Annotated in this window: 17 protein-coding genes and 1 tRNA gene; 12 read left to right on the forward strand and 6 right to left on the reverse strand. The window is 71.1% G+C overall.

The genetic code is table 11. From position 1 onward, the window contains the following. The first annotated feature begins 4 nt into the window (after positions 1-4). From AB0259_RS14385 to AB0259_RS14405, 5 genes are all read left to right on the forward strand, one after another. The gene (locus AB0259_RS14385) at positions 5-1,156 is read left to right on the forward strand and encodes a DNA polymerase III subunit delta' (protein ID WP_366223148.1); all 1,152 of its coding nucleotides are present in this window, start codon (positions 5-7) and stop codon (positions 1,154-1,156) included. Between the two features lie 53 nt (positions 1,157-1,209). Continuing rightward, entirely contained in the window at positions 1,210-2,700 is a 1,491-nt protein-coding gene (locus AB0259_RS14390) for an alpha/beta hydrolase (RefSeq protein WP_366223174.1), read from the forward strand. Positions 2,701-2,768: 68 nt separating this feature from the next. Beyond that, positions 2,769-2,844, forward strand: a tRNA-Thr gene (locus tag AB0259_RS14395). A 17-nt stretch (positions 2,845-2,861) separates the two neighbouring features. After that, complete coding sequence (locus AB0259_RS14400) at positions 2,862-3,251, forward strand: hypothetical protein (protein ID WP_251582214.1); 390 nt, start codon at positions 2,862-2,864, stop codon at positions 3,249-3,251. Positions 3,252-3,290: 39 nt separating this feature from the next. Continuing rightward, positions 3,291-5,522: an MMPL family transporter gene (locus AB0259_RS14405; RefSeq protein WP_366223149.1), complete on the forward strand. Its 2,232-nt coding sequence runs from the start codon at positions 3,291-3,293 to the stop codon at positions 5,520-5,522. A gap of 9 nt (positions 5,523-5,531) precedes the next feature. On the opposite strand, the gene AB0259_RS14410 is transcribed toward AB0259_RS14405, so the two are convergent. Beyond that, a complete protein-coding gene (locus tag AB0259_RS14410) occupies positions 5,532-5,918 on the reverse strand; it encodes a DUF3054 domain-containing protein (protein WP_366223150.1) in 387 nt (128 codons plus the stop codon). 71 nt (positions 5,919-5,989) lie between these two features. Between AB0259_RS14410 and AB0259_RS14415 the strand changes: the two genes are divergently transcribed. The 5 genes from AB0259_RS14415 to AB0259_RS14435 all read left to right on the forward strand — a co-directional run bounded on the left by AB0259_RS14415 (position 5,990) and on the right by AB0259_RS14435 (position 11,370). Further along, positions 5,990-6,589: an isochorismatase family protein gene (locus tag AB0259_RS14415; protein ID WP_366223151.1), complete on the forward strand. Its 600-nt coding sequence runs from the start codon at positions 5,990-5,992 to the stop codon at positions 6,587-6,589. Next, positions 6,586-7,281: a DUF2510 domain-containing protein gene (locus tag AB0259_RS14420; RefSeq protein ID WP_366223152.1), complete on the forward strand. Its 696-nt coding sequence runs from the start codon at positions 6,586-6,588 to the stop codon at positions 7,279-7,281. The genes AB0259_RS14415 and AB0259_RS14420 overlap by 4 nt, the downstream gene beginning before the upstream one ends. 79 nt (positions 7,282-7,360) lie before the next feature. After that, entirely contained in the window at positions 7,361-8,548 is a 1,188-nt protein-coding gene (locus tag AB0259_RS14425) for a glycosyltransferase (RefSeq protein ID WP_366223153.1), read from the forward strand. 75 nt (positions 8,549-8,623) lie between these two features. Further along, a complete protein-coding gene (locus AB0259_RS14430; RefSeq protein ID WP_251582226.1) occupies positions 8,624-10,435 on the forward strand; it encodes a glycoside hydrolase family 15 protein in 1,812 nt (603 codons plus the stop codon). A 38-nt stretch (positions 10,436-10,473) separates the two neighbouring features. Next, positions 10,474-11,370: an SDR family oxidoreductase gene (locus tag AB0259_RS14435; protein ID WP_251582228.1), complete on the forward strand. Its 897-nt coding sequence runs from the start codon at positions 10,474-10,476 to the stop codon at positions 11,368-11,370. Positions 11,371-11,427: 57 nt separating this feature from the next. On the opposite strand, the gene AB0259_RS14440 is transcribed toward AB0259_RS14435, so the two are convergent. Genes AB0259_RS14440 through AB0259_RS14450 form a run of 3 tightly spaced genes read right to left on the reverse strand, consistent with a single transcriptional unit; the run spans position 11,428 to position 14,553 of the window. Continuing rightward, positions 11,428-12,957: a tripartite tricarboxylate transporter permease gene (locus tag AB0259_RS14440; protein WP_366223154.1), complete on the reverse strand. Its 1,530-nt coding sequence runs from the start codon at positions 12,955-12,957 to the stop codon at positions 11,428-11,430. A gap of 1 nt (position 12,958) precedes the next feature. Then, the gene (locus AB0259_RS14445; protein ID WP_366223155.1) at positions 12,959-13,543 is read right to left on the reverse strand and encodes a tripartite tricarboxylate transporter TctB family protein; all 585 of its coding nucleotides are present in this window, start codon (positions 13,541-13,543) and stop codon (positions 12,959-12,961) included. Beyond that, positions 13,540-14,553: a tripartite tricarboxylate transporter substrate-binding protein gene (locus AB0259_RS14450; protein WP_366223156.1), complete on the reverse strand. Its 1,014-nt coding sequence runs from the start codon at positions 14,551-14,553 to the stop codon at positions 13,540-13,542. Before AB0259_RS14450 ends, AB0259_RS14445 begins: the two co-directional genes overlap by 4 nt. Before the next feature lie 138 nt (positions 14,554-14,691). On the opposite strand from AB0259_RS14450, the gene AB0259_RS14455 reads away from it, so the two are divergent. Both AB0259_RS14455 and AB0259_RS14460 read left to right on the forward strand, forming a co-directional pair. After that, positions 14,692-15,957, forward strand: coding sequence for an ATP-binding protein (locus AB0259_RS14455; protein WP_366223157.1), 1,266 nt, complete (start codon positions 14,692-14,694; stop codon positions 15,955-15,957). After that, positions 15,954-16,667, forward strand: coding sequence for a response regulator (locus AB0259_RS14460; protein WP_366223158.1), 714 nt, complete (start codon positions 15,954-15,956; stop codon positions 16,665-16,667). Before AB0259_RS14455 ends, AB0259_RS14460 begins: the two co-directional genes overlap by 4 nt. Before the next feature lie 7 nt (positions 16,668-16,674). Here AB0259_RS14460 and AB0259_RS14465 read toward each other — a convergent pair whose 3' ends face one another. Both AB0259_RS14465 and AB0259_RS14470 read right to left on the reverse strand, forming a co-directional pair. Further along, positions 16,675-17,265, reverse strand: a complete 591-nt coding sequence (locus tag AB0259_RS14465; protein WP_366223159.1) for a hypothetical protein — start codon at positions 17,263-17,265, stop codon at positions 16,675-16,677. Next, positions 17,262-17,798 (reverse strand): sigma-70 family RNA polymerase sigma factor, encoded by a 537-nt coding sequence (locus tag AB0259_RS14470; protein ID WP_366223160.1) that lies wholly within the window; start codon positions 17,796-17,798, stop codon positions 17,262-17,264. Before AB0259_RS14470 ends, AB0259_RS14465 begins: the two co-directional genes overlap by 4 nt. Positions 17,799-17,810 lie beyond the last annotated feature (12 nt).

The raw sequence follows: 17,810 nt of genomic DNA on the forward strand, positions 1-17,810 counted from the left end.
CGGCATGACCGCCACCACCGACACGCTCCCCTGGGGCGAGGTCTGGGGGCAGGACGACGCCGTTGCGCAGCTGCGCGCCGCGGCATCCGATCCGGCTCAGCTGGCGCACGCATGGCTCATCACCGGCCCTCCCGGGTCGGGGCGGTCGACCCTCGCGTACGCCTTCGCTGCGGCGCTCATCGCCGAGCCGGGCGACGAGAACGCCATGCGCCAGGTCATGGCGCGGACGCATCCCGACCTCGCCGCGCTTCGGACGGAGGGTGTCATCATCTCGATCAAGGAGGCGCGCTCCCTCGTGGAGCGCTCGTACTTCTCGCCGTCGCTCGGTCGCTACCGGGTGATGGTGATGGAGGACGCCGATCGCATGGTCGAGCGCACGAGCAACGTCCTCCTCAAGGCGCTCGAGGAGCCGCCGGAGCAGACCGTGTGGATCCTCTGCGCCCCCAGCGACGCCGATCTGCTCCCGACCATCCGCTCGCGGGTGCGCATCCTCCGGCTCCGCGAGCCGGACGTCGCCGACGTCGCGCGTCTCATCGTTCAGCGCACGGGTGTCGATGAGGCCGTGGCCGAGCAGTCCGCGCGGCTCGCACAGCGCCACATCGGCATGGCGCAGCGATTGGCGACGGATGCCGCATCCCGTCAGCGCCGCGACCGCACGCTCCGCGCGGTCCTCGGTGTGCGCGGTGTCGGCGATGCGGTGGAGGTGGCGGCCGCGATCGTGCAGTCCGCCACCGACGATGCCAAGGCGCTAACGGCGGAGCGCGACGAGAGCGAGCGCGAGGCCCTTCTGCGCACGCTCGGCGTCGCGCCCGGGGGAGCCGTCCCGCCCGCCGTGCGCAGCCAGGTCAGCGCCCTCGAGGACGAGCAGAAGCGGCGAGCGACCCGCAGCCTCCGGGACGGGATCGACCGCGTCCTGACCGACCTCGAGTCGCTCTATCGCGATACGCTCATGCGCCAGTTCGGCCGCGAGACCGATCTCATCAACCGTGAGCTCACCGCCGAGATCGACGCCCTCGCTGCGGCGTGGACGCCGCAGCACACCCTGACCGTTCTCGACGCCATCGCCCTCACGCGCACCAACCTCCAGGGAAACGCGGCGCCCGCTCTCGCTCTGGAGAGCATGCTCATCACGGTGGCGACGGGGCGCACGGCGTGATCCGCTCCGTTTCCCGGCGCGCGGCCGCGATCGTGGTGGCCGCAGGTCTCGCGATGGCGATGCTCGCCGGGTGCGCCCCGAAGACGCCTGTCGCGCCCGATCGCACGCCCGTCGTCTCGGGAGCGCCCGCAGGCTTCGAGGACTACTACGGCCAGGACGTCGACTGGCAGGAATGCACCGGCTTCGACGACGGCGACTACTTCTGCGGCACCGTCACGGCTCCTCGCGACTGGACCGATCCGGACGGCGGCGATCTGGATCTCGCTCTCATCGTGCGCGTCGCCTCCGGCGGCGAGTCGAAGGGGTCGCTCTTCGTGAACCCCGGCGGCCCGGGCGCCAGCGGCGTCGACCTCGTCATGCAGTCCGCCGGTTTCGCCGTCGGCCAGGACCTGCTCGAGTCGTACGACGTCGTCGGATTCGATCCGCGCGGGGTGGGGCGCTCGACGGCGGTGCGCTGCCTCGACGCCGCGGCGATGGACCGCTACCTCTTCGACATCCCCGCGGCGCCGCGGGGCACGCCCGAGCGGGCCGCCGAGCAGAGCCGGTCGGCGTCGGCGTTCGCCCGCGCCTGTGAGAAGAACAGCGGCGGCATCCTGCCTTTCATCACCACCGAGAACGCGGCGCGCGACCTCGACCTCATGCGCGGCGTCCTGGGCGACGAGAAGCTCGCATATCTCGGCTACTCGTACGGGTCCTTCCTCGGCGCGTCGTACGCGGAACTCTTCCCGGAGAACGTCGGTCAGATCGTCCTCGACGGCGGGCTCGATCCGTCCATCCCCGGCGCGATCGTGGGGGCGCGCCAAGCGGCGGGCTTCCAGTCGGCGCTGGGCGCCTTCCTGACGTCGTGCCTCGAGGGATCCGACTGCCCGTTCACCGGTTCGCGCGACGACGCGCAGAGGCAGGTCGACGACGCGCTGGCCGCGGTGGACGCGTCGCCCCTCCCGGCGACCGACGGCCGGATGCTGGGTGCTGACGCCCTGGTGATGGGCATCGTCTCCGCGCTGTACAGCGAGGGATCGTGGTCGACGCTCTCGTCCGCTCTCACCGGCGTCCTCGAGGGCGACCCCGACGAGATGTTCGAGCTCGTCGATCGGTACTACAACCGCTACGACGGGGCCTACCTCGACAACTCCACCGAGGCGTTCTCGGCCTACAACTGCATGGACTATCCGGCCGACTCCGCGGATGTCGAGGCGGAGGCGGAGGCAGAGGTCGCCCAGGACGCCCCGACCTTCGCGCCCTATTGGAGCTCGGACGTCGACCTCTGCGACGAATGGCCCTACCCGCCCACGGGCACCCGGGACGAGATCCACGCCGACGGTGCGGCCCCCATCCTCGTGATCGGGACGACGAATGACCCCGCGACCCCGTACGAGTGGTCGGCGGCGCTGGCGGAGCAGCTGAGTTCCGGCATCCTGCTGACGCGGGTGGGGGAGGGACACACGGGCTTCAACAAGGGGAACGCCTGCATCGACGACACGGTGGTCGCGTATTTCGAGGACGGCGCCGTGCCCACGGGCGACGTCCGGTGCGAGGCGGGATGAGGGCCGCGTTCGCACCATCCCCTCGGACCCTGTAGGATCGATGATCGTGCAACGCGCGAGCGAAGCGCGCCACCTTAGCTCAGACGGCAGAGCGATTCACTCGTAATGAATAGGTCAAGGGTTCGATTCCCTTAGGTGGCTCCAGAACAGAGGACACACGGGTGGCACAGGCCCTGGATGCGATTCTCGAGATCTTCTCGTGGGTGGGCTTCGGGGCTGCGGTCGTCTTCGGGGTCGCCGCGATCGTCGTGTGGGCCTCCGACGGCAGTTGGCTCCCGGCCGAGGCGTACCTCGACGAGGACGGCCGGGCCCTCCGGTGGATCGACGATGCGGGTGAGGTGAACGCCGCCGACCTGGCCGAGCATGATCGCGACCACCTCGGCGCGGGCGGCACGGCGCCGATCTGGTATCGCCACGGCTGGCGGGACCGCATGCGGTTCACGAAGCGTCCGCCCGCCTTGCGGATGCTGGTCGGTCTCGCGATCGGCGGCGGCGTGCTCGGGATCGTGTCCACGATCGCGTCCGTCGTCGTGTTCTTCGTCCGCCAATGAGGATTGTTGTAAAAGCGTATATCTAGATAAGCTAGGTATATGTCCTCTTCATCGACGCCTTCACGCTGGCTGCGCATCGCGCTCCCGCTCGTCCTCGTCGTCATCTGGCTGGCCGGTGGATCCATCGGCGGACCCTACTTCGGCAAGGTCGAGGAGGTCTCGACGAACGACCAGTCGAGTTTCCTGCCTCAGAGCGCCGAGTCGACGCAGGTCCAGGAGCGACTCGACGACTTCCTCGGCGGTGACGCGATCCCGGCTCTCGTCGTCTTCGAGGGGACGGGCAAGATCGACGCCGCGGATCTCGACGAGGTGCAGGCGGTCGCTGACGAGGTGGGCGCGCTCGAGGGGGTGCTCGAGGTGTCGCCGGCCATCCCGTCCGAGGACGGCGAGGCGGCGCAGGTCGTCGTCTCGATCGACGCCGCAGCGGAGGTGACGGACGTCGTCGGCGAGGTCCGCGCGCTCGTCGCAGCGGACGGTCCCGCCTCCCTCGAGGCCTGGGTGACCGGACCTGCCGGCTTCACGGCCGACCTGGCGACCGGGTTCACCGGCATCGACGGGCTGCTCCTGCTCGTGGCGCTCGGCGCCGTGTTCGTCATCCTCGTCGTCGTGTACCGATCTCCGCTGCTGCCGATCCTCGTGCTGCTGACGTCGGTGTTCGCCCTCTGCGTCGCGCTCTTGAGCGTGTGGTGGCTCGCGAAGGCCGAGATCGTCGTCCTCAATGGCCAGGTTCAGGGGATCCTGTTCATCCTCGTCATCGGTGCCGCCACCGACTACGCACTGCTCTATGTCGCGCGTTTCCGTGAGGCGATCGGGGAGGGGCGGCGCAGGTGGGACGCCGCGACCTCCGCCTGGAAGGGGTCTGTCGAACCCATCCTGGCCTCCGGCGGCACCGTCATCGCCGGTCTGCTGTGTCTCCTGCTCAGCGACCTCGCGAGCAACCGTGCCCTCGGCCCCATCGCCTCGATCGGCATCGCCTTCGCGATGCTGTCCGCCTTGACCTTCCTTCCGGCCCTCCTCGCTCTCGTCGGCCGTGCGGCGTTCTGGCCGTTCATCCCGAAGGCCGGCATGACCGATCTGCCCGCCGACCTGACGCAGCCGACCCGAGGCCTGTGGGCGAAGCTCGCGCGCTTCGTCGCGCGGCGCGCGCGGACCGTATGGATCCTCTCGACGGTCGTCCTCCTGGCGGCATCGGTCGGGGTCACTCAGCTGAAGGCCGACGGTGTGCCAGCCAGCGAGCTCGTCCTCGGGCAGTCGCAGGCGCGTGACGGCGGGGTCGTGCTCGCCGAGCACTTCCCGGCGGGGTCCGGCAGCCCGCTCTACGTGATCGTCGCGGAGGGCGACGCGCCCGCAGCCGCTGAGCTCGTCGGTGCACAGGGCGGGGTGGACTCGGTCGGCGTCGTCGCCGCGGACACCCCCTCGGGGCAGGCCGCCGTCAGCGTCGAGGACGGCGAGCTCGTGCTTGCGCCGCAGGGCCCTCCCGGGACCCCCGCTCCGGAGCCGACCGTCGACGGCGGTGACGTGATGCTCGTGGCGACCCTGTCGGACGCAGCCGATTCGCTCGAGGCCGAGCAGACGGTGCGTGACCTGCGCACTGCGCTCACCGAGGCGCCGTTCGACGGGATCGTCGGCGGGACGACCGCGGTGGACCTCGACACGAACGACACGTCGATCCGCGACCGGACGGTGATCATCCCGGTGATCCTGACCGTCGTGCTGCTGATCCTCATGCTGCTGCTGCGCTCGATCCTCGCCCCGGTGCTGCTGATCCTGAGCGTCATCGTGTCGTTCGCGGCGGCGCTGGGCGTCAGTGCGCTCGTGTTCAACGACGTCTTCGGATTCCCGGGCGGCGACCCCGCCGTCCCGCTCTACGGCTTCGTCTTCCTGGTCGCCCTCGGCATCGACTACAACATCTTCCTCATGTCGCGGGTGCGGGAGGAGTCGCTCGCGCACGGGACGCGCCGCGGCATCCTCCGCGGGCTCGTGGCGACCGGCGGGGTCATCACATCGGCGGGTCTCGTGCTCGCGGCGACGTTCGCGGCACTGGGCGTGATCCAGATCCTCTTCCTCGTCCAGCTGGCGTTCATCGTCGCGTTCGGTGTGCTGCTCGACACGTTCATCGTGCGCTCGCTGCTCGTACCGGCCCTCGCATACGACATCGGGCGGAGCATCTGGTGGCCCTCGAAGCTGTCTCGGACGGACCCGGACGGGACGCAGCCCGCGCCGCCCGAGGAGATGACGCGGGCCGCGTACCGGCGGACCCTCGACGCGTGAGGCGCGCGGTCAGTCGGTCGCGCGGCGTCGGCTGATCAGCGCCGCGACGACGCGCCATCCAACCAGCATGAGCAGCAGCACGGATGCCGCGACGATCACGAAGGCGACCTGCACGCCCTGACCGGACAGCGCGCGCAGGATCATCCCGCCCGCCACCGTCACGGCCCACACCGGGACCCCGGTGAGGAGGATCGCGCGCGGCGCCTGCCACCCGAGGCAGAGGAGCCATCCGGCGACGAGCGCGGCGAGGAACGGGCCCGCCGTCGTGGCGAGACCCGTGAAGGGCGCCTCGGAGTGACTCGCACGTCCGATCGCGGCGAACACGACGACGAGGGCGGCGTCCAGTCCGAAGGCCCCGAGGATGCCCGCGGTCGGGTGCCGGACGGGTGTGGCCATGCCGCCAGCGTAGCCGCGCCGACCGCGACGCGGAGATGCCACCGGGCCCTGTCCCGTCGTACTCTCGACACATGACCCGAGCGCTGTTCATCGTCGATGTGCAGAACGACTTCACCGAGCACGGCGCGCTGGCTGTCGAGGGTGGCGACGCGGTCGCCGTGGCGATCACGTCGTACCTCGCCGCCCACGCCGCCGACTACGACCTCGTCGTCGCGTCCCGCGACTGGCACGACGGCGAGGGTGACAACGGCGGACACTTCTCCGCCGAGCCCGACTACGTCGACTCCTGGCCTGTCCACTGCGTCGCCGGCACACCCGGCGCCGACTACGACCCCGGCCTGGACACCAGCGCGGTCACCCATCACGTCACGAAGGGGCAGGGCAAGCCCGCCTACTCGCTCTTCGAAGGGGTGACGGATGCCGGCGAGACGGTCGCCGACCTGTTGACGGCGCACGGCGTGGTCGACGTCGACGTGACCGGCATCGCCACGGACCACTGCGTCCGGGCATCCGCTCTGGACGCGATCGCCCACGGCCGCCGGGTGCGGATCCTCACCGACCTCATCGCCGGGGTCGCTCCCGCTCCGAGCGAGGCGGCGCTCGCCGAACTCGCCCACGCCGGTGCCGAGCTCGCCTCGTCGACGGACACCGCCGACGGACGCGACCGGTGAGCCGGCAGGCGCCCGCGGGGTGGTACCCCGATCCTGGTGAGCCCGACCAGCTGCGCTGGTGGGACGGCACAGACTGGGCGAGCGATACGGTCGCCCCGCGGACACCGGTCGCGGTGGATGAAGCCGCGCCACCACCGTCCCGTGCGGCCGCTCCGGCTGCGGCGCCTGCCGCTCCCGCGGCCCCGGCGGAAGCACCCGCTCCTGCGCAGGCGCCCGCTCCGACGGCGACCCCCCGGCCGGGCACCGCATGGATCTGGGCGGCGATCGTGGCATCCGCTCTGCCCCTGTACACCGGATTCCTCGTCGACGGGGAAGCGGTGGCGCGCCTGTTCGGGCAGGCGTCGACGGCCCTGACGCCGGCGGGCTGGATCGTGGCGGGGTTGAGTCTGCTGCTCATCGTCGACCTGATCCTCGTCGCGCTCGCCGTGCTCTTCGCCCGGCTGGATCATCGTGCGCTCCGTCGCCGCGGCATCGCCTCGCCGTTCGGTTGGGGGTGGGCGACCCTCGCCTTCGTGGTCACTCTCGGGGTCTACGTCGTCGGGCGCACGTTCGTCGTCCACCGTGCGACGGGGCGTGGGATCGCGCCGTTCTGGGGATGGCTCATCGCCACGATCCTCGGGCTGGTCGTGTTCACCGCCTGGATCGTGGGCTTCTCCGACGCCGCGTGGGAGACGGTCACCACCGCGCGCTGACGGATCCGGGCGGGCGATCTTCACGCGATGGTCACCTCCGGTTCATCGCCCCGGCGCGGCCCCGCCCGAGCATGGGGGAATGACCGGTCCCCGCGTCCTCTCCCTGTACGAAGGCCTCTTCTCGGGCGGTGCCCGAGTCCTCCACACGAACGTCGTGACCCAGTTGCATGCGGGCGGCTCGCACGAGCACGCCGTGCTGTCGCTCGCCTCGCGGGCCCGCCGCGAGGGTGCGGTCCAGCACATCGCCGACGACCCGCGCTACCGGTGGCTGCGCGAGGCGGGCATCGACGTCACCGACCTGGGACGCGAAGCCGGTGCGCTGCCCCCGGAGCCGGACGACTTCACCGACGCTGAGCTCGACGTCGCGGCGCGAGAGGTCGCCCGCGCCGACGTCATCCTCACGCTCAAAGAGCAGCCCCTCGGACTGCTCCTCGCGCTCGAGGCGCGCGGCCTGCTCCCCGACATCCCGATCGCCGCGTGCCTGCATCGCTCGGATCCGACCCACTCGGGCGCCGCCGCACGGTGGATGGGGGAGCTGGCGGCGTCCGGTCGCCTCACCACGACCATCGCGTGTGCGGAGTCCACGAGTGACGCCTATGCGCGGTACCTGCCGCCGTCGACCGCACGCGTCGTGATCCCGAACGGGATCGACCTCGCACGGTACCGCCCCAAGCCCCACGAGCGGATGCCGCTGCGCGCCCAGCTGGGAATCGCGCCGTCTGCGCCCGTCGTCCTCTTCGCCGCGCGATTCGATGCGATGAAGGACCCGGGTCTGTTCCTCCGGGCCGTCGCCGCGCACGCGCAGCGCGACACCCGCACGCAGTACGTCCTCTGCGGTGCCGGCATGACGGCGGACAACGAGACGCTCACCGCCGAGATCGCGGAGGCCGGTGCGCCCGCCGGACGCCTCCACCGGCTGGGGATCCGAGACGACATGCCGCGTGTCTACCGCGGCGCCGACGTCGTGGCGCTGACGAGCGCGTTCGGCGAGGCGTCGCCCCTGTGCCTCATCGAGGGCGCCGCCAGTGGCGCGACCCCGGTCACGACCGCAGTGGGCGATTCCGCGCAGGTCGTAGCCGGCATGGGACTGGTCACACCGCACGATCCGCACGCGATCGCCGCCGCGTGGGCCAAGGTCATCGCCCGCCGGCCGGCCTACCGGGCCGCGGCCCTCGCAGCGCGCCCGCGGCTGGGGGCGGACCGAATGCTCGACGCGTACCGTGGTGTCATCGACGGGCTCGCGGCGCGCCGCGAGGCTGCTGCCTGACCGCGCACCGTCACACATCGACGGCGGGGTGTCAACCGGGACACGATCCGTCGCCGTCCCGGGAAGACTCGCGGCATGCCGCCTTCCGACGACACCGCTCCCGGCCAGGATCTGCGCAGCTATGCGCCGATCGGCGACGGGCGGACGGTCGCGCTCATCGGGCTGCGGGGTCAGATCGACTGGATGCCGCTGCCCGGCGTCGACGATCTCCCGATCTTCGGGCGTCTGCTCGACGACGACGCGGGCGGCTGCATCGAGCTCGAGCCGGTGGAGGAGTACGACGTCCGACGGCGGTACCTGCCGCGCACGAACGTCCTCGTGACCACGTTCCGCACCCCGTCGGGCACGGCGACCGTGACCGACGCGCTCGTGACGGGCGTCGCGGGACGTTTGCCGTGGGCAGAGCTCGCCCGCCGCGTGGACGGCGTGGAGGGAGAGGTCGCGTTCCGCTGGCGCGTCCAGCCGGGCACGTCGCTGAAGACGGCGGCGCCGTGGCACGATCGGGCGAACGGACGCAGCATCCTGCGGTCGGGACTCACGACGATCGGTGTGACGGGCCGCGACCACGGGCCGGAGCCGGCGGCATCCGCGGACGGCATCGCGACAGGGCTGGCGGGCGGCTTCACGACCGAGAGGGGCAGCCGACACCTGCTCATCGTCGTCGGGACCCATGACGAGCCGATCCACTTCCCCGACCCCGACAACGTCGACCGCGGCATCGACCGCACGATCGAGGCGTGGCGCGCGTGGTCGCGGGAGTTCTCGTACGACGGTCCGTGGGCGACCGACGTGCAGCGCAGCGCGCTCATGCTCAAGCTCCTGATCCACAGCCCGACCGGTGCGATCGCCGCCGCAGCGACCACGTCCCTCCCCGAGAGCCTGGACGGGCAGAAGAACTGGGACTACCGGCTCGCCTGGGTGCGCGACCTCGCCTACACGCTCGACGCCCTCGTCGGGTTCGGTCTGCGGGAAGAGACCCATGCCGCGATCTCGTGGCTTCTGCGGACGATCCGACGCCACGGTCCGGAGCTGCACGTCATGTACACGCTCGACGGTGAACTGGATGGACACGTCACGGAGTACGACGTCCCCGGCTGGCGGGGCGTCGGGCCTGTCGTGACCGGGAACCCGGCCCGCGAGCAGGTCCAGCTCGGGGTGTACGGCGACCTCTTCGCGATCTGTCGCGCGTACGTCGAGGCGGGGAACGCTTTGGATGTCCAGACCGGACGGATGCTCTCGATGTACGCCGACAAGGTGTGCGACTCCTGGCGCAACCCCGACTCGGGTATGTGGGAGCTCCCCGAGGAGCGGCACTACGTGTCGTCGAAGATGGGCTGCTGGCAGGCGCTGAACGACGCCGTCCGCCTCGCGGAGCTCGAGCAGATCCCCGGCAGCAGCGAACGATGGGCGGCCGAAGCGCAGCTCGTGCGCGAATGGGTGGAGGAGCACGGCTGGTCGGAGTCGCGCGGCGCCTACGTCATGGCCCAGGGCAGCCGCGACCTCGACGCCTCCGTCCTGCTCCACTCTCTCAGCGGATTCGACCGTGGTGAGCGGATGTCGCGCACCATCGACGCGCTCTCGGGGGAGCTCGGCGAGGGACCGCACCTGTTCCGCTACACGGGGATGCGCGACGAGGAGGCCACGTTCGTCGCCTGCGGCTTCTGGCGCGCCGCAGCGCTCGTCTGCGTCGGACGCCATGACGAGGGCATCGCCGCGATGAACGAGCTCGTCGCCTCCGGCAACGACGTCGGGATGTTCGCCGAGATGATCGACCCTGACGACGGCGCCTTCCTCGGCAATCTGCCGCAGGCACTGAGTCACCTGGCGCTGATCCGCGCCGCGCTGACGATCCGCGAACTCGTCGGCGACGACGCCGACGGCCGCTGACGACCACCACGACCACCATGAAGAAGAAGGAGAGCACGATGGCACGCGACCAGTACACGTTCACGAATCCGGTGGAGCTCTACGCGCACATCGAACCGCGCAAGAGTCACCAGGAGGAGCCCGGCCTCGACGCCGACCTCGCTCCCCAGGCCGACCTCGGCGAGGACACCTATCGCGGGACGGGCCGGTTGACGGGGCGAAAGGCCCTCATCACCGGTGGCGACTCCGGCATCGGCGCCGCGACGGCGATCGCCTTCGCCCGTGAAGGGGCCGATGTCGCCCTGTCCTACCTGCCGGAAGAGGAGGAGGACGCGCAGCGGATCGCCGGCATCCTGCGTGAGGCCGGTGCCAACGTCCTCACCCTGCCGGGCGACCTGAAGGACAAGGACTACTGCGTCGGCCTCGTCGCGCAGGCGGTCGAGGGCCTCGGCGGCCTCGACATCTTGGTCAACAACGGCGGCAAGCAGATCTACAGCGAGGACATCACCCAGCTGGACGACGAGCAGTTCGACCACACGTTCACGACCAACGTCGACGCGATGTTCTGGATCACCAAGGCGGCCGTTCCCCACCTCCCCGCGGGATCGACCATCATCAACACGACCTCGATCCAGGCGTACTCGCCGTCCGAGACCCTCGTGGACTACGCCTCGACGAAGGCGACGATCAACGCCTTCACCAAGGCGCTCGCCCAGCAGCTCGCACCCAAGGGCATCCGCGTCAACGCGGTCGCTCCCGGGCCGGTCTGGACCCCGCTCCAGGTGACGGACGGTCAGCCGCCCGAGAAGCTCGAGCAGTTCGGCGAGGACACGCCGCTCGGACGCATGGGACAGCCCGCGGAGCTCGCTCCCGCGTACGTCTTCCTCGCGTCGCCGGAGTCGAGCTACGTCCTCGGCGAGACGCTCAACGTCAACGGCGGGATGCCGACCCCCTGACGATCGCATGACGAAGGCCCCGTCGCGTCGCGCCGCGGGGCCTTCGTGGTGTCCGGGTCAGGCGTCGACGAGCTCCTTCGCGTCGGCCTTTGCGCGCTTGCGGGCGACGATCTTGCTGCGGACCGAGAACACCAGCACCGCCGCGAGCAGCGCGTACAGCGTGATCGAGATGGGACCGTGGACGAGCACGGTGAAGTCGCCGTTTGCGCTCATCGCGGCATCCCGCAGGCTCGTCTCGGCGAGGGGCCCGAGGACCATGCCGATGATGAGCGGGGCGAGTGGGAAGTCGAGCGCCCGCATGAGGAACCCGAGCAGGCCGATCCCGAGCAGCATCACGAGGTCGAAGGTCGACCCCGACGTCGCGTAGATGCCCAGGGCGCAGAAGAGCGTGATGCCGGCGTAGAGGTACGGACGCGGGATGAGAAGGAGCTTCGCCCACAGCATCGCGAACGGGAGGTTCAGGATCAGCAGCACGACCATGGCGATGAAGAAGCTCGCCAGGAGAGCCCAGACGAGGTCGGGGGCCCGGTCGAACAGCAGCGGTCCGGGCTGCAGTCCGTACTGCCGGAAGGCGGCGAGCATGATGGCCGCCGTCGCCGAGATCGGCAGGCCCAGCGCCAGCAGGGCGCCCATCGCCATACCCGTCGTCGAGTTGCCGGCCGCCTCCGGGGCGGCGAGGCCGCGGATGGCGCCCTTGCCGAACATCGGGTTCTTGCGGCGCGCGTCGAGGCGCTTCTCGAGGCCGTAGGCGAGGAAGGTCGGGATCTCGGACCCACCCGCGGGGACGACGCCGAACGGCAAGCCGATCGCGGTGCCGCGCAGCCACGCGGGAGCAGCTTCCTTCAGCTCGCGGCGGCTCAGCCACGGGCGTCCGGTGGGCTTGATGAGCGCCTTGTCCGTCATGTGCCGCTCGAGGCAGGCGACGTAGATCACTTCACCGAGCGCCAGGATCGCGACCGTGACGGTGACGAGCGAGATGCCGTCGAACAGGTTGGGGGAGTCCATTGTGAACCGCGGCGCCCCCGAGACGCCGTCGATGCCGATGACCGCGATCCCGAGACCGATGAACAGCGACGTCAGACCCTTGATCGCGCTGTCGGCGACGACCGACGAGGTCGCGGCGAACGCGAACACGGCGAGGGCGAAGAACTCCGCCGGCCCGAACCGGCTCGAGAAGTCCGCGAGTGCGGGAGCGACGAAGACGACGACGATCGAGGCGACCATGCCACCGATGAAGGCTCCGATCGCCGCCGTGGCGAGGGCTTGCGCCGCCCGGCCGTTCAGCGCCATCTTGTGTCCCTCGAACGTCGAGGCGATGGCGGACGCCTGGCCGGGCGTGTTCATGAGGATGCCCATCGTCGAATCGCCGAAGAGGCCTCCGAAGTACACGCCCGCGAACATGATGAACGCGGCGGTCGGGTCGAGGGAGAACGTGATCGGCAGCAGGAGGGCGACGGCCATCGACGAGCCGAGGCCGGGGAGCACGCCGACGGCCGTGCCCAGGAGGCATCCGATCAGCACCCACAGCAGGTTCGCGGGGGTGAGGGCACCGGCGAAGCCTTCGCCGAGGAGTGTCAGGACGTCCATGTCAGAAACCTCCGAGGATGCCGGACGGGAGAGGCATCCCGAGGGCCATGTCGAAACCGATGTAGGCGAGGGAGCTCAGCGTGAGTCCCACGATGAGGCCCCGCAGAGGCCGGGTCGCGCCGAACGCCCGCGAGACGCACCAGAAGAGGAGTCCCGCCGCGAGGATCCAGCCGAGGACCTCGAGGAGGAACGCGAAGGCGAGGAAGGACAGCACGACCCAGGCGAACGAGCGCAGGTCGACGCGGACGGGGCGCGGGGCCTCCTCGCCCGTCCGCTCGGCCTCGAGCTCGGCGGTGAGCGCGTCGGGCGTCGCGCGCACCTCACGGATCGCGCCGACGGCGAGCACCGCCGCGAAGGCGTAGAGTCCCGCCGCGATGATCCCCGGGAAGAACTGCGGACCTGGGAAGGCCGCGCCCTCGGGGACGCGCATCGTGAGGATGCCGATCACGAGATACGTCGCGAAGGCCACGAGGACCAGCGGCATCGTGAGGCCCTTGAGCAGGGCGGCGAGGCCCGGGCCGGAGACCAGGCGGAGGCGCTGGCCGACGACGGCGGACGCCGATGTGGGGTTGGCGGGGAAGCTCACAGACCCATCTCCTCGTACAGTTCGCGGATGCGGACCTCTTCGTCCTTCAAGAAGGCGTCGAGGTCGTCACCGGTGATGATCCGTTCGGTCCAGTGGTAACGCTCCATGGCGTCGGCCCACTCGGGAGTCGCGACGCTGTCGAGCACGAGCTCGGTGAGCGCGTCGCGCTCCTCGTCCTCCAGGCCGGTCGGGGCCGAGAGCGACCGCCAGTTGGTGAGGGTCACGTCGTGGCCCTGCTCGACGGCCGTCGGGATGTCGATGCCCTCGATCGGCTCGTTCGCCACGAGTGCGAGCGCGCGCAGGCGTCCGGCCTCGATCTGGTCGATGTTGTCGGGGTACCCGCCCGCGGCCGCTTTCGCGGTGCCGTTGAGCAGGGCCTGGATGGCCTCACCGCCACCGTCGGAGGAGATGTAGGTCGTGTCGACGGGGTCGATCCCGGCGGACAGTGCCAGATCGGTGACGACGAGCTGGTCGAACGAGCCGCCGCCGGTCCACGGCAGCGCCTTCGGATCCTCCTTCCAGGCCTCGACGAGATCGTCGAGCGTCTCGTACGGGGAGTCGGCCGGCACGACGATGACGTCGTACTCCTCGACGACGACCGCCAGCGGGGTGACGTCTGCGAGGGTCGCGGCGGAGTCGAACTGGATCGTGGCGGCGAGCAGCCCCGTACCGCCGACGAGCATGTTGTTCGGCTGTCCCTCGAGCACCGAGACGTTCCCGAGTGCGATCGTGCCGCCGGCGCCCGGCATGTTGACGACCTGCACGTTGTTCACGAGGCCGTTCGCCTTCTGCGCCTGCTGCAGCTCGCGGGCGACGCCGTCCCACCCGCCTCCTGCGGCGGCAGGCGCGACGATCGTCATGGAGGCGCCGACCTCGCCCCCGGTCGAGGCGGAGACGACCGATCCGGTGGCGGCCGTGCCGATGGCGGCGGCGGCGATGACCCCGCCGACGATCTTGCCGACCACATGTCGGGCGCGACGCGGCGGCGCGGGTGTGTCTGTCTGGGTCATCGTTGCTCCCTCCGCGCGGACATCGTCGTCTCCGCGCGATCGAAATAGGATGACAGCGCGCGGCGACGGGCCGGCATCCGCCGTCAGTTGTTCTCTTAAACGCTCACGCGTCGCGCGACGGACGAGGAGTGGTGCACGATGACGTCTCCGCTGCGGCCCCGCACGGTGCGGTTGCTGCTGCTCGTGCTGCCCTCGGTCGTGGGTCTCGCCGCCCTGTCGGCCACGGTGGCGGTCGCGATGGACGTGCAGGAGCGCACGATCCGCGAGGCGACCGCCGAGCGCGTCATGGGCGTCGCGCAGAGCATCGCCGATCTCGAGGACGTGCGTGCGACGCTGTCGGCGGTGACGGATGCCGGTACCCCGGCGGATCTCGCCGACGCGACCGACCTCGCCGCGGCCACGGCGGCGCTGCAGCCGCTCGCCGAGCTCGTCGCGGCATCCGCGGGGGTGTACTACGTCGTCATCACCGATGACGAGGGGGTGCGGATCACGCATCCCTCAGCGTCCGAGCGCGGGGTGCAGGTGGAGACGACGAACGCAGCGGTCCTCGCCGGTGAGACGTTCCTCGGCACCGAGCGCGGCGCCTCCGGTCCGTCGCTGCGGGCGAAGGTGCCCGTGCGTGCCGAGGACGGCGGGATCGTCGGGATGGTCGCGGTCGGTGTGCTGGAGTCGAGCATCGCGGAGGATCGCGACCACGCGCTCGCGGGGCTCCTCCCGTGGGGGATCGGGGCGCTGATCGTGGCGACGCTCGCGAGCTCGGCGCTGACGGCCGCAGTCGAGCGCCGCTTCCGCCGGGCCGATGTCGTCGCCGCCGAGAACGCGCAGATGGCGCGGACGACGGCGGCGTTGCGGGAGCAGTCGCACGAGTTCCGTACGAGATTGCACGTCATCCACGGGCTGGTCTCGCGCGGGGACGACGCCGCCGCCCTCGGCTACATCGAGGACGTCGTCCCGGTGCGATCCGCCGAGAGCCGGGAGAGCGACGCCGAGCCGGTCGCGGAGGCGACGATGCACGCCGTGCGCGCCGAGCTGCTCGACCTCGGGGCGCAGGCCGAGTTCGACCTGGTCCTCGACGGAGATCTCGACGAGGGCGCGGTCTCGGTCGTGACGAACCTCTGCCGCAACGCGGGCGAGGCCGGAGCGACCCGCGTGCGGTGCGTGGTCCGCGGCGAGGGCGGACGCCTGCGGGGCGCCGTCGAGGACGACGGCCCGGGGGTCGATCCGCGGGTCGCGGGCCGGATCTTCGGACAGGGGTTCTCGACGAAGGTCGACTCGACGGGTTTCGGGCGCGGCTACGGTCTCGACCTCGTCCGTCGGACGGTGACGTCGCGCGGCGGCACGATCGAGGTCGGTCCGTCGTCGCTCGGCGGCGCTCGGTTCGCGTTCGAGATGGAGCGGGTGTGAGCGCCGCGCCGATCCGGGTGCTGGTCGTCGACGACGACCAGGGTGCCCGCGCGCTGCACTGCCGGTTCGTGGACGCCGTGCCCGGCTTCACCGTTGCGGGTGCCGTCGGCACGGGACGGGATGCGATCGTGCAGACCCGGACGGGGGTGGACCTCGTGCTGCTCGATATGCGGCTGCCCGACGTCAGCGGCATCGAGGTGCTGCATCGCCTGCGGACCGTCGGCGATGTCGGGCCCGACGTGCTCGTCATCAGCTCCTCCCACGATCAGACCACCGTGCGACAGGCGCTCGCCGCCCGCGTGGTCGGCTACCTCGTGAAGCCCTTCACCGAGGCGGCTCTGCGTGAGCGATTGGAGCGCTATCGCGAGGAGCGCCAGGCGCGATCGGATGCGGGCCGCGACCGCCCGCTCGCGCAGGGCGAGATCGATCGTCTGCTGGCGACCGGCGGCATCCGGACCGTCCCGGCGTCCACCGGCGGATCGCGCCCGCTGCCGAAGGGGCTCGCCGCGCCCACCTTGGCGCGCGTCCTCGAGGCGCTCGACCCGGTCACGGGGCGTTCGGTCCTCGAGGTGGCGACGGCGTCCGATCTGTCGCGCGCGACGGCGCACCGCTACCTGACGCATCTGGCCGAGTCCGGCGCGATCGCGGTGTCGCACCGCTACGGTCGGCGCGGCCGCCCCGAGGTGCTGTACCGTCTCGCCCCGGTCTGAGCGGGGCTCAGCCGGGGAACGCCTCCTGGTACAGCGCCTCGAGCTCGGGCGAGTCGACGTCGCTGACGCCGCAGGTCGCGACGACGCCGTCCGTGGCCGCGATCAGATAGGTGGTGCCGTCCTCGAAGACGATGGGGGCTCCGTCCACCGCGGTGTCCTCGCCCTGGGCGACCTCGACCGTGTCGCCGACCTCTCCGGCGAATCGGTCGTCGACGCTCAGCGTGACGACGCCGTCGTCGATCGAGGTGACGGTGGCGCGGAACGCATCCTCCGCCTGTCCGATGACCTCGGGCGTGATCTGCGCGCACATGGCGGTGAGGCCGCCGCCGGGGGCGAGCTCGAGGCGCGTCGGTGCCACGGGCGACGTGAGCGCCATCGGCAGGAGGAGGGCGGCGGCCGCGGCGGCGACGACGATGCCGCCACCGGCGACGAGCCAGCCGCGGCGCGACGTGCGGGCGCCCGCGGGCGCGGGTTCGGTGCGGGTCATGGTGTCCTCCGTCAGTCGGGTGAGCCGGTCCTCGCGCAGGGGCGCGAGCGACGCGGAGGGATCGGCGCGACGGATCAGTCGTCGCAGGTCGTCCTGATCGTGGCTGCTCATCGTCCGCTCCTCTCCTTCACTTCGACATGTCCGGCGGATGCCGCTTCCTTACGCCACGCGTCGGCGAACTTCTTCCGCGCGCGGTGCAGCCGGACGGTGGCGGCGTTCGCGGTGATGCCGAGGGCGACGGCGATCTCGCGCGGCTCGAGCTGCTCCCACGACCACAGACGCAGCACCTCGGCATCCGCCGGGCGCAGCGACCCGAGGACCTGTCGCACGGCGTCGTCGATCCCGTCCTCGGCAACGGGCGCCGCTTCGTGCGGCGAATCGAGGATCCGGATGCGGCTGCTCAGCCGCTCGCGTCGACGCGCGGCGCGCTCGGTGTTGGCGAGTTGCAGCCGTGCGATCCCGATCGCCCAGGCGATGTGCTCGGCGGGGATGTCGTCGAGGCGCCGCCATAGCGCGAGCAGCGTCTCGGAGACGACGTCGTCGACGTCGGCCGCGGGCGCGCGCCGGTGGGCGTACCGGCGCACGGGCTCGATGACGTCGTGGGCGATCTCCTCGAAGCGCCGGCGGCGGTCTGCGTGCGACATGGGCCCCATGCT

Source organism: Microbacterium sp. NPDC080005 (assembly GCF_040702445.1).
Lineage (GTDB): Bacteria > Actinomycetota > Actinomycetes > Actinomycetales > Microbacteriaceae > Microbacterium > Microbacterium oleivorans_D.

Excerpts from the sequence above, each read along its gene's own strand:
- AB0259_RS14385 (WP_366223148.1), top strand. The coding sequence starts at position 5 with ATGACCGCCACCACCGACACGCTCCCCTGGGGCGAGGTCTGGGGGCAG.
- AB0259_RS14390 (WP_366223174.1), top strand. The coding sequence starts at position 1,210 with ATGGCGATGCTCGCCGGGTGCGCCCCGAAGACGCCTGTCGCGCCCGAT.
- AB0259_RS14405 (WP_366223149.1), top strand. The coding sequence starts at position 3,291 with ATGTCCTCTTCATCGACGCCTTCACGCTGGCTGCGCATCGCGCTCCCG.
- AB0259_RS14410 (WP_366223150.1), bottom strand. The coding sequence starts at position 5,918 with ATGGCCACACCCGTCCGGCACCCGACCGCGGGCATCCTCGGGGCCTTC.
- AB0259_RS14415 (WP_366223151.1), top strand. The coding sequence starts at position 5,990 with ATGACCCGAGCGCTGTTCATCGTCGATGTGCAGAACGACTTCACCGAG.
- AB0259_RS14425 (WP_366223153.1), top strand. The coding sequence starts at position 7,361 with ATGACCGGTCCCCGCGTCCTCTCCCTGTACGAAGGCCTCTTCTCGGGC.
- AB0259_RS14430 (WP_251582226.1), top strand. The coding sequence starts at position 8,624 with ATGCCGCCTTCCGACGACACCGCTCCCGGCCAGGATCTGCGCAGCTAT.
- AB0259_RS14435 (WP_251582228.1), top strand. The coding sequence starts at position 10,474 with ATGGCACGCGACCAGTACACGTTCACGAATCCGGTGGAGCTCTACGCG.
- AB0259_RS14440 (WP_366223154.1), bottom strand. The coding sequence starts at position 12,957 with ATGGACGTCCTGACACTCCTCGGCGAAGGCTTCGCCGGTGCCCTCACC.
- AB0259_RS14450 (WP_366223156.1), bottom strand. The coding sequence starts at position 14,553 with ATGACCCAGACAGACACACCCGCGCCGCCGCGTCGCGCCCGACATGTG.
- AB0259_RS14455 (WP_366223157.1), top strand. The coding sequence starts at position 14,692 with ATGACGTCTCCGCTGCGGCCCCGCACGGTGCGGTTGCTGCTGCTCGTG.
- AB0259_RS14465 (WP_366223159.1), bottom strand. The coding sequence starts at position 17,265 with ATGAGCAGCCACGATCAGGACGACCTGCGACGACTGATCCGTCGCGCC.
- AB0259_RS14470 (WP_366223160.1), bottom strand. The coding sequence starts at position 17,798 with ATGTCGCACGCAGACCGCCGCCGGCGCTTCGAGGAGATCGCCCACGAC.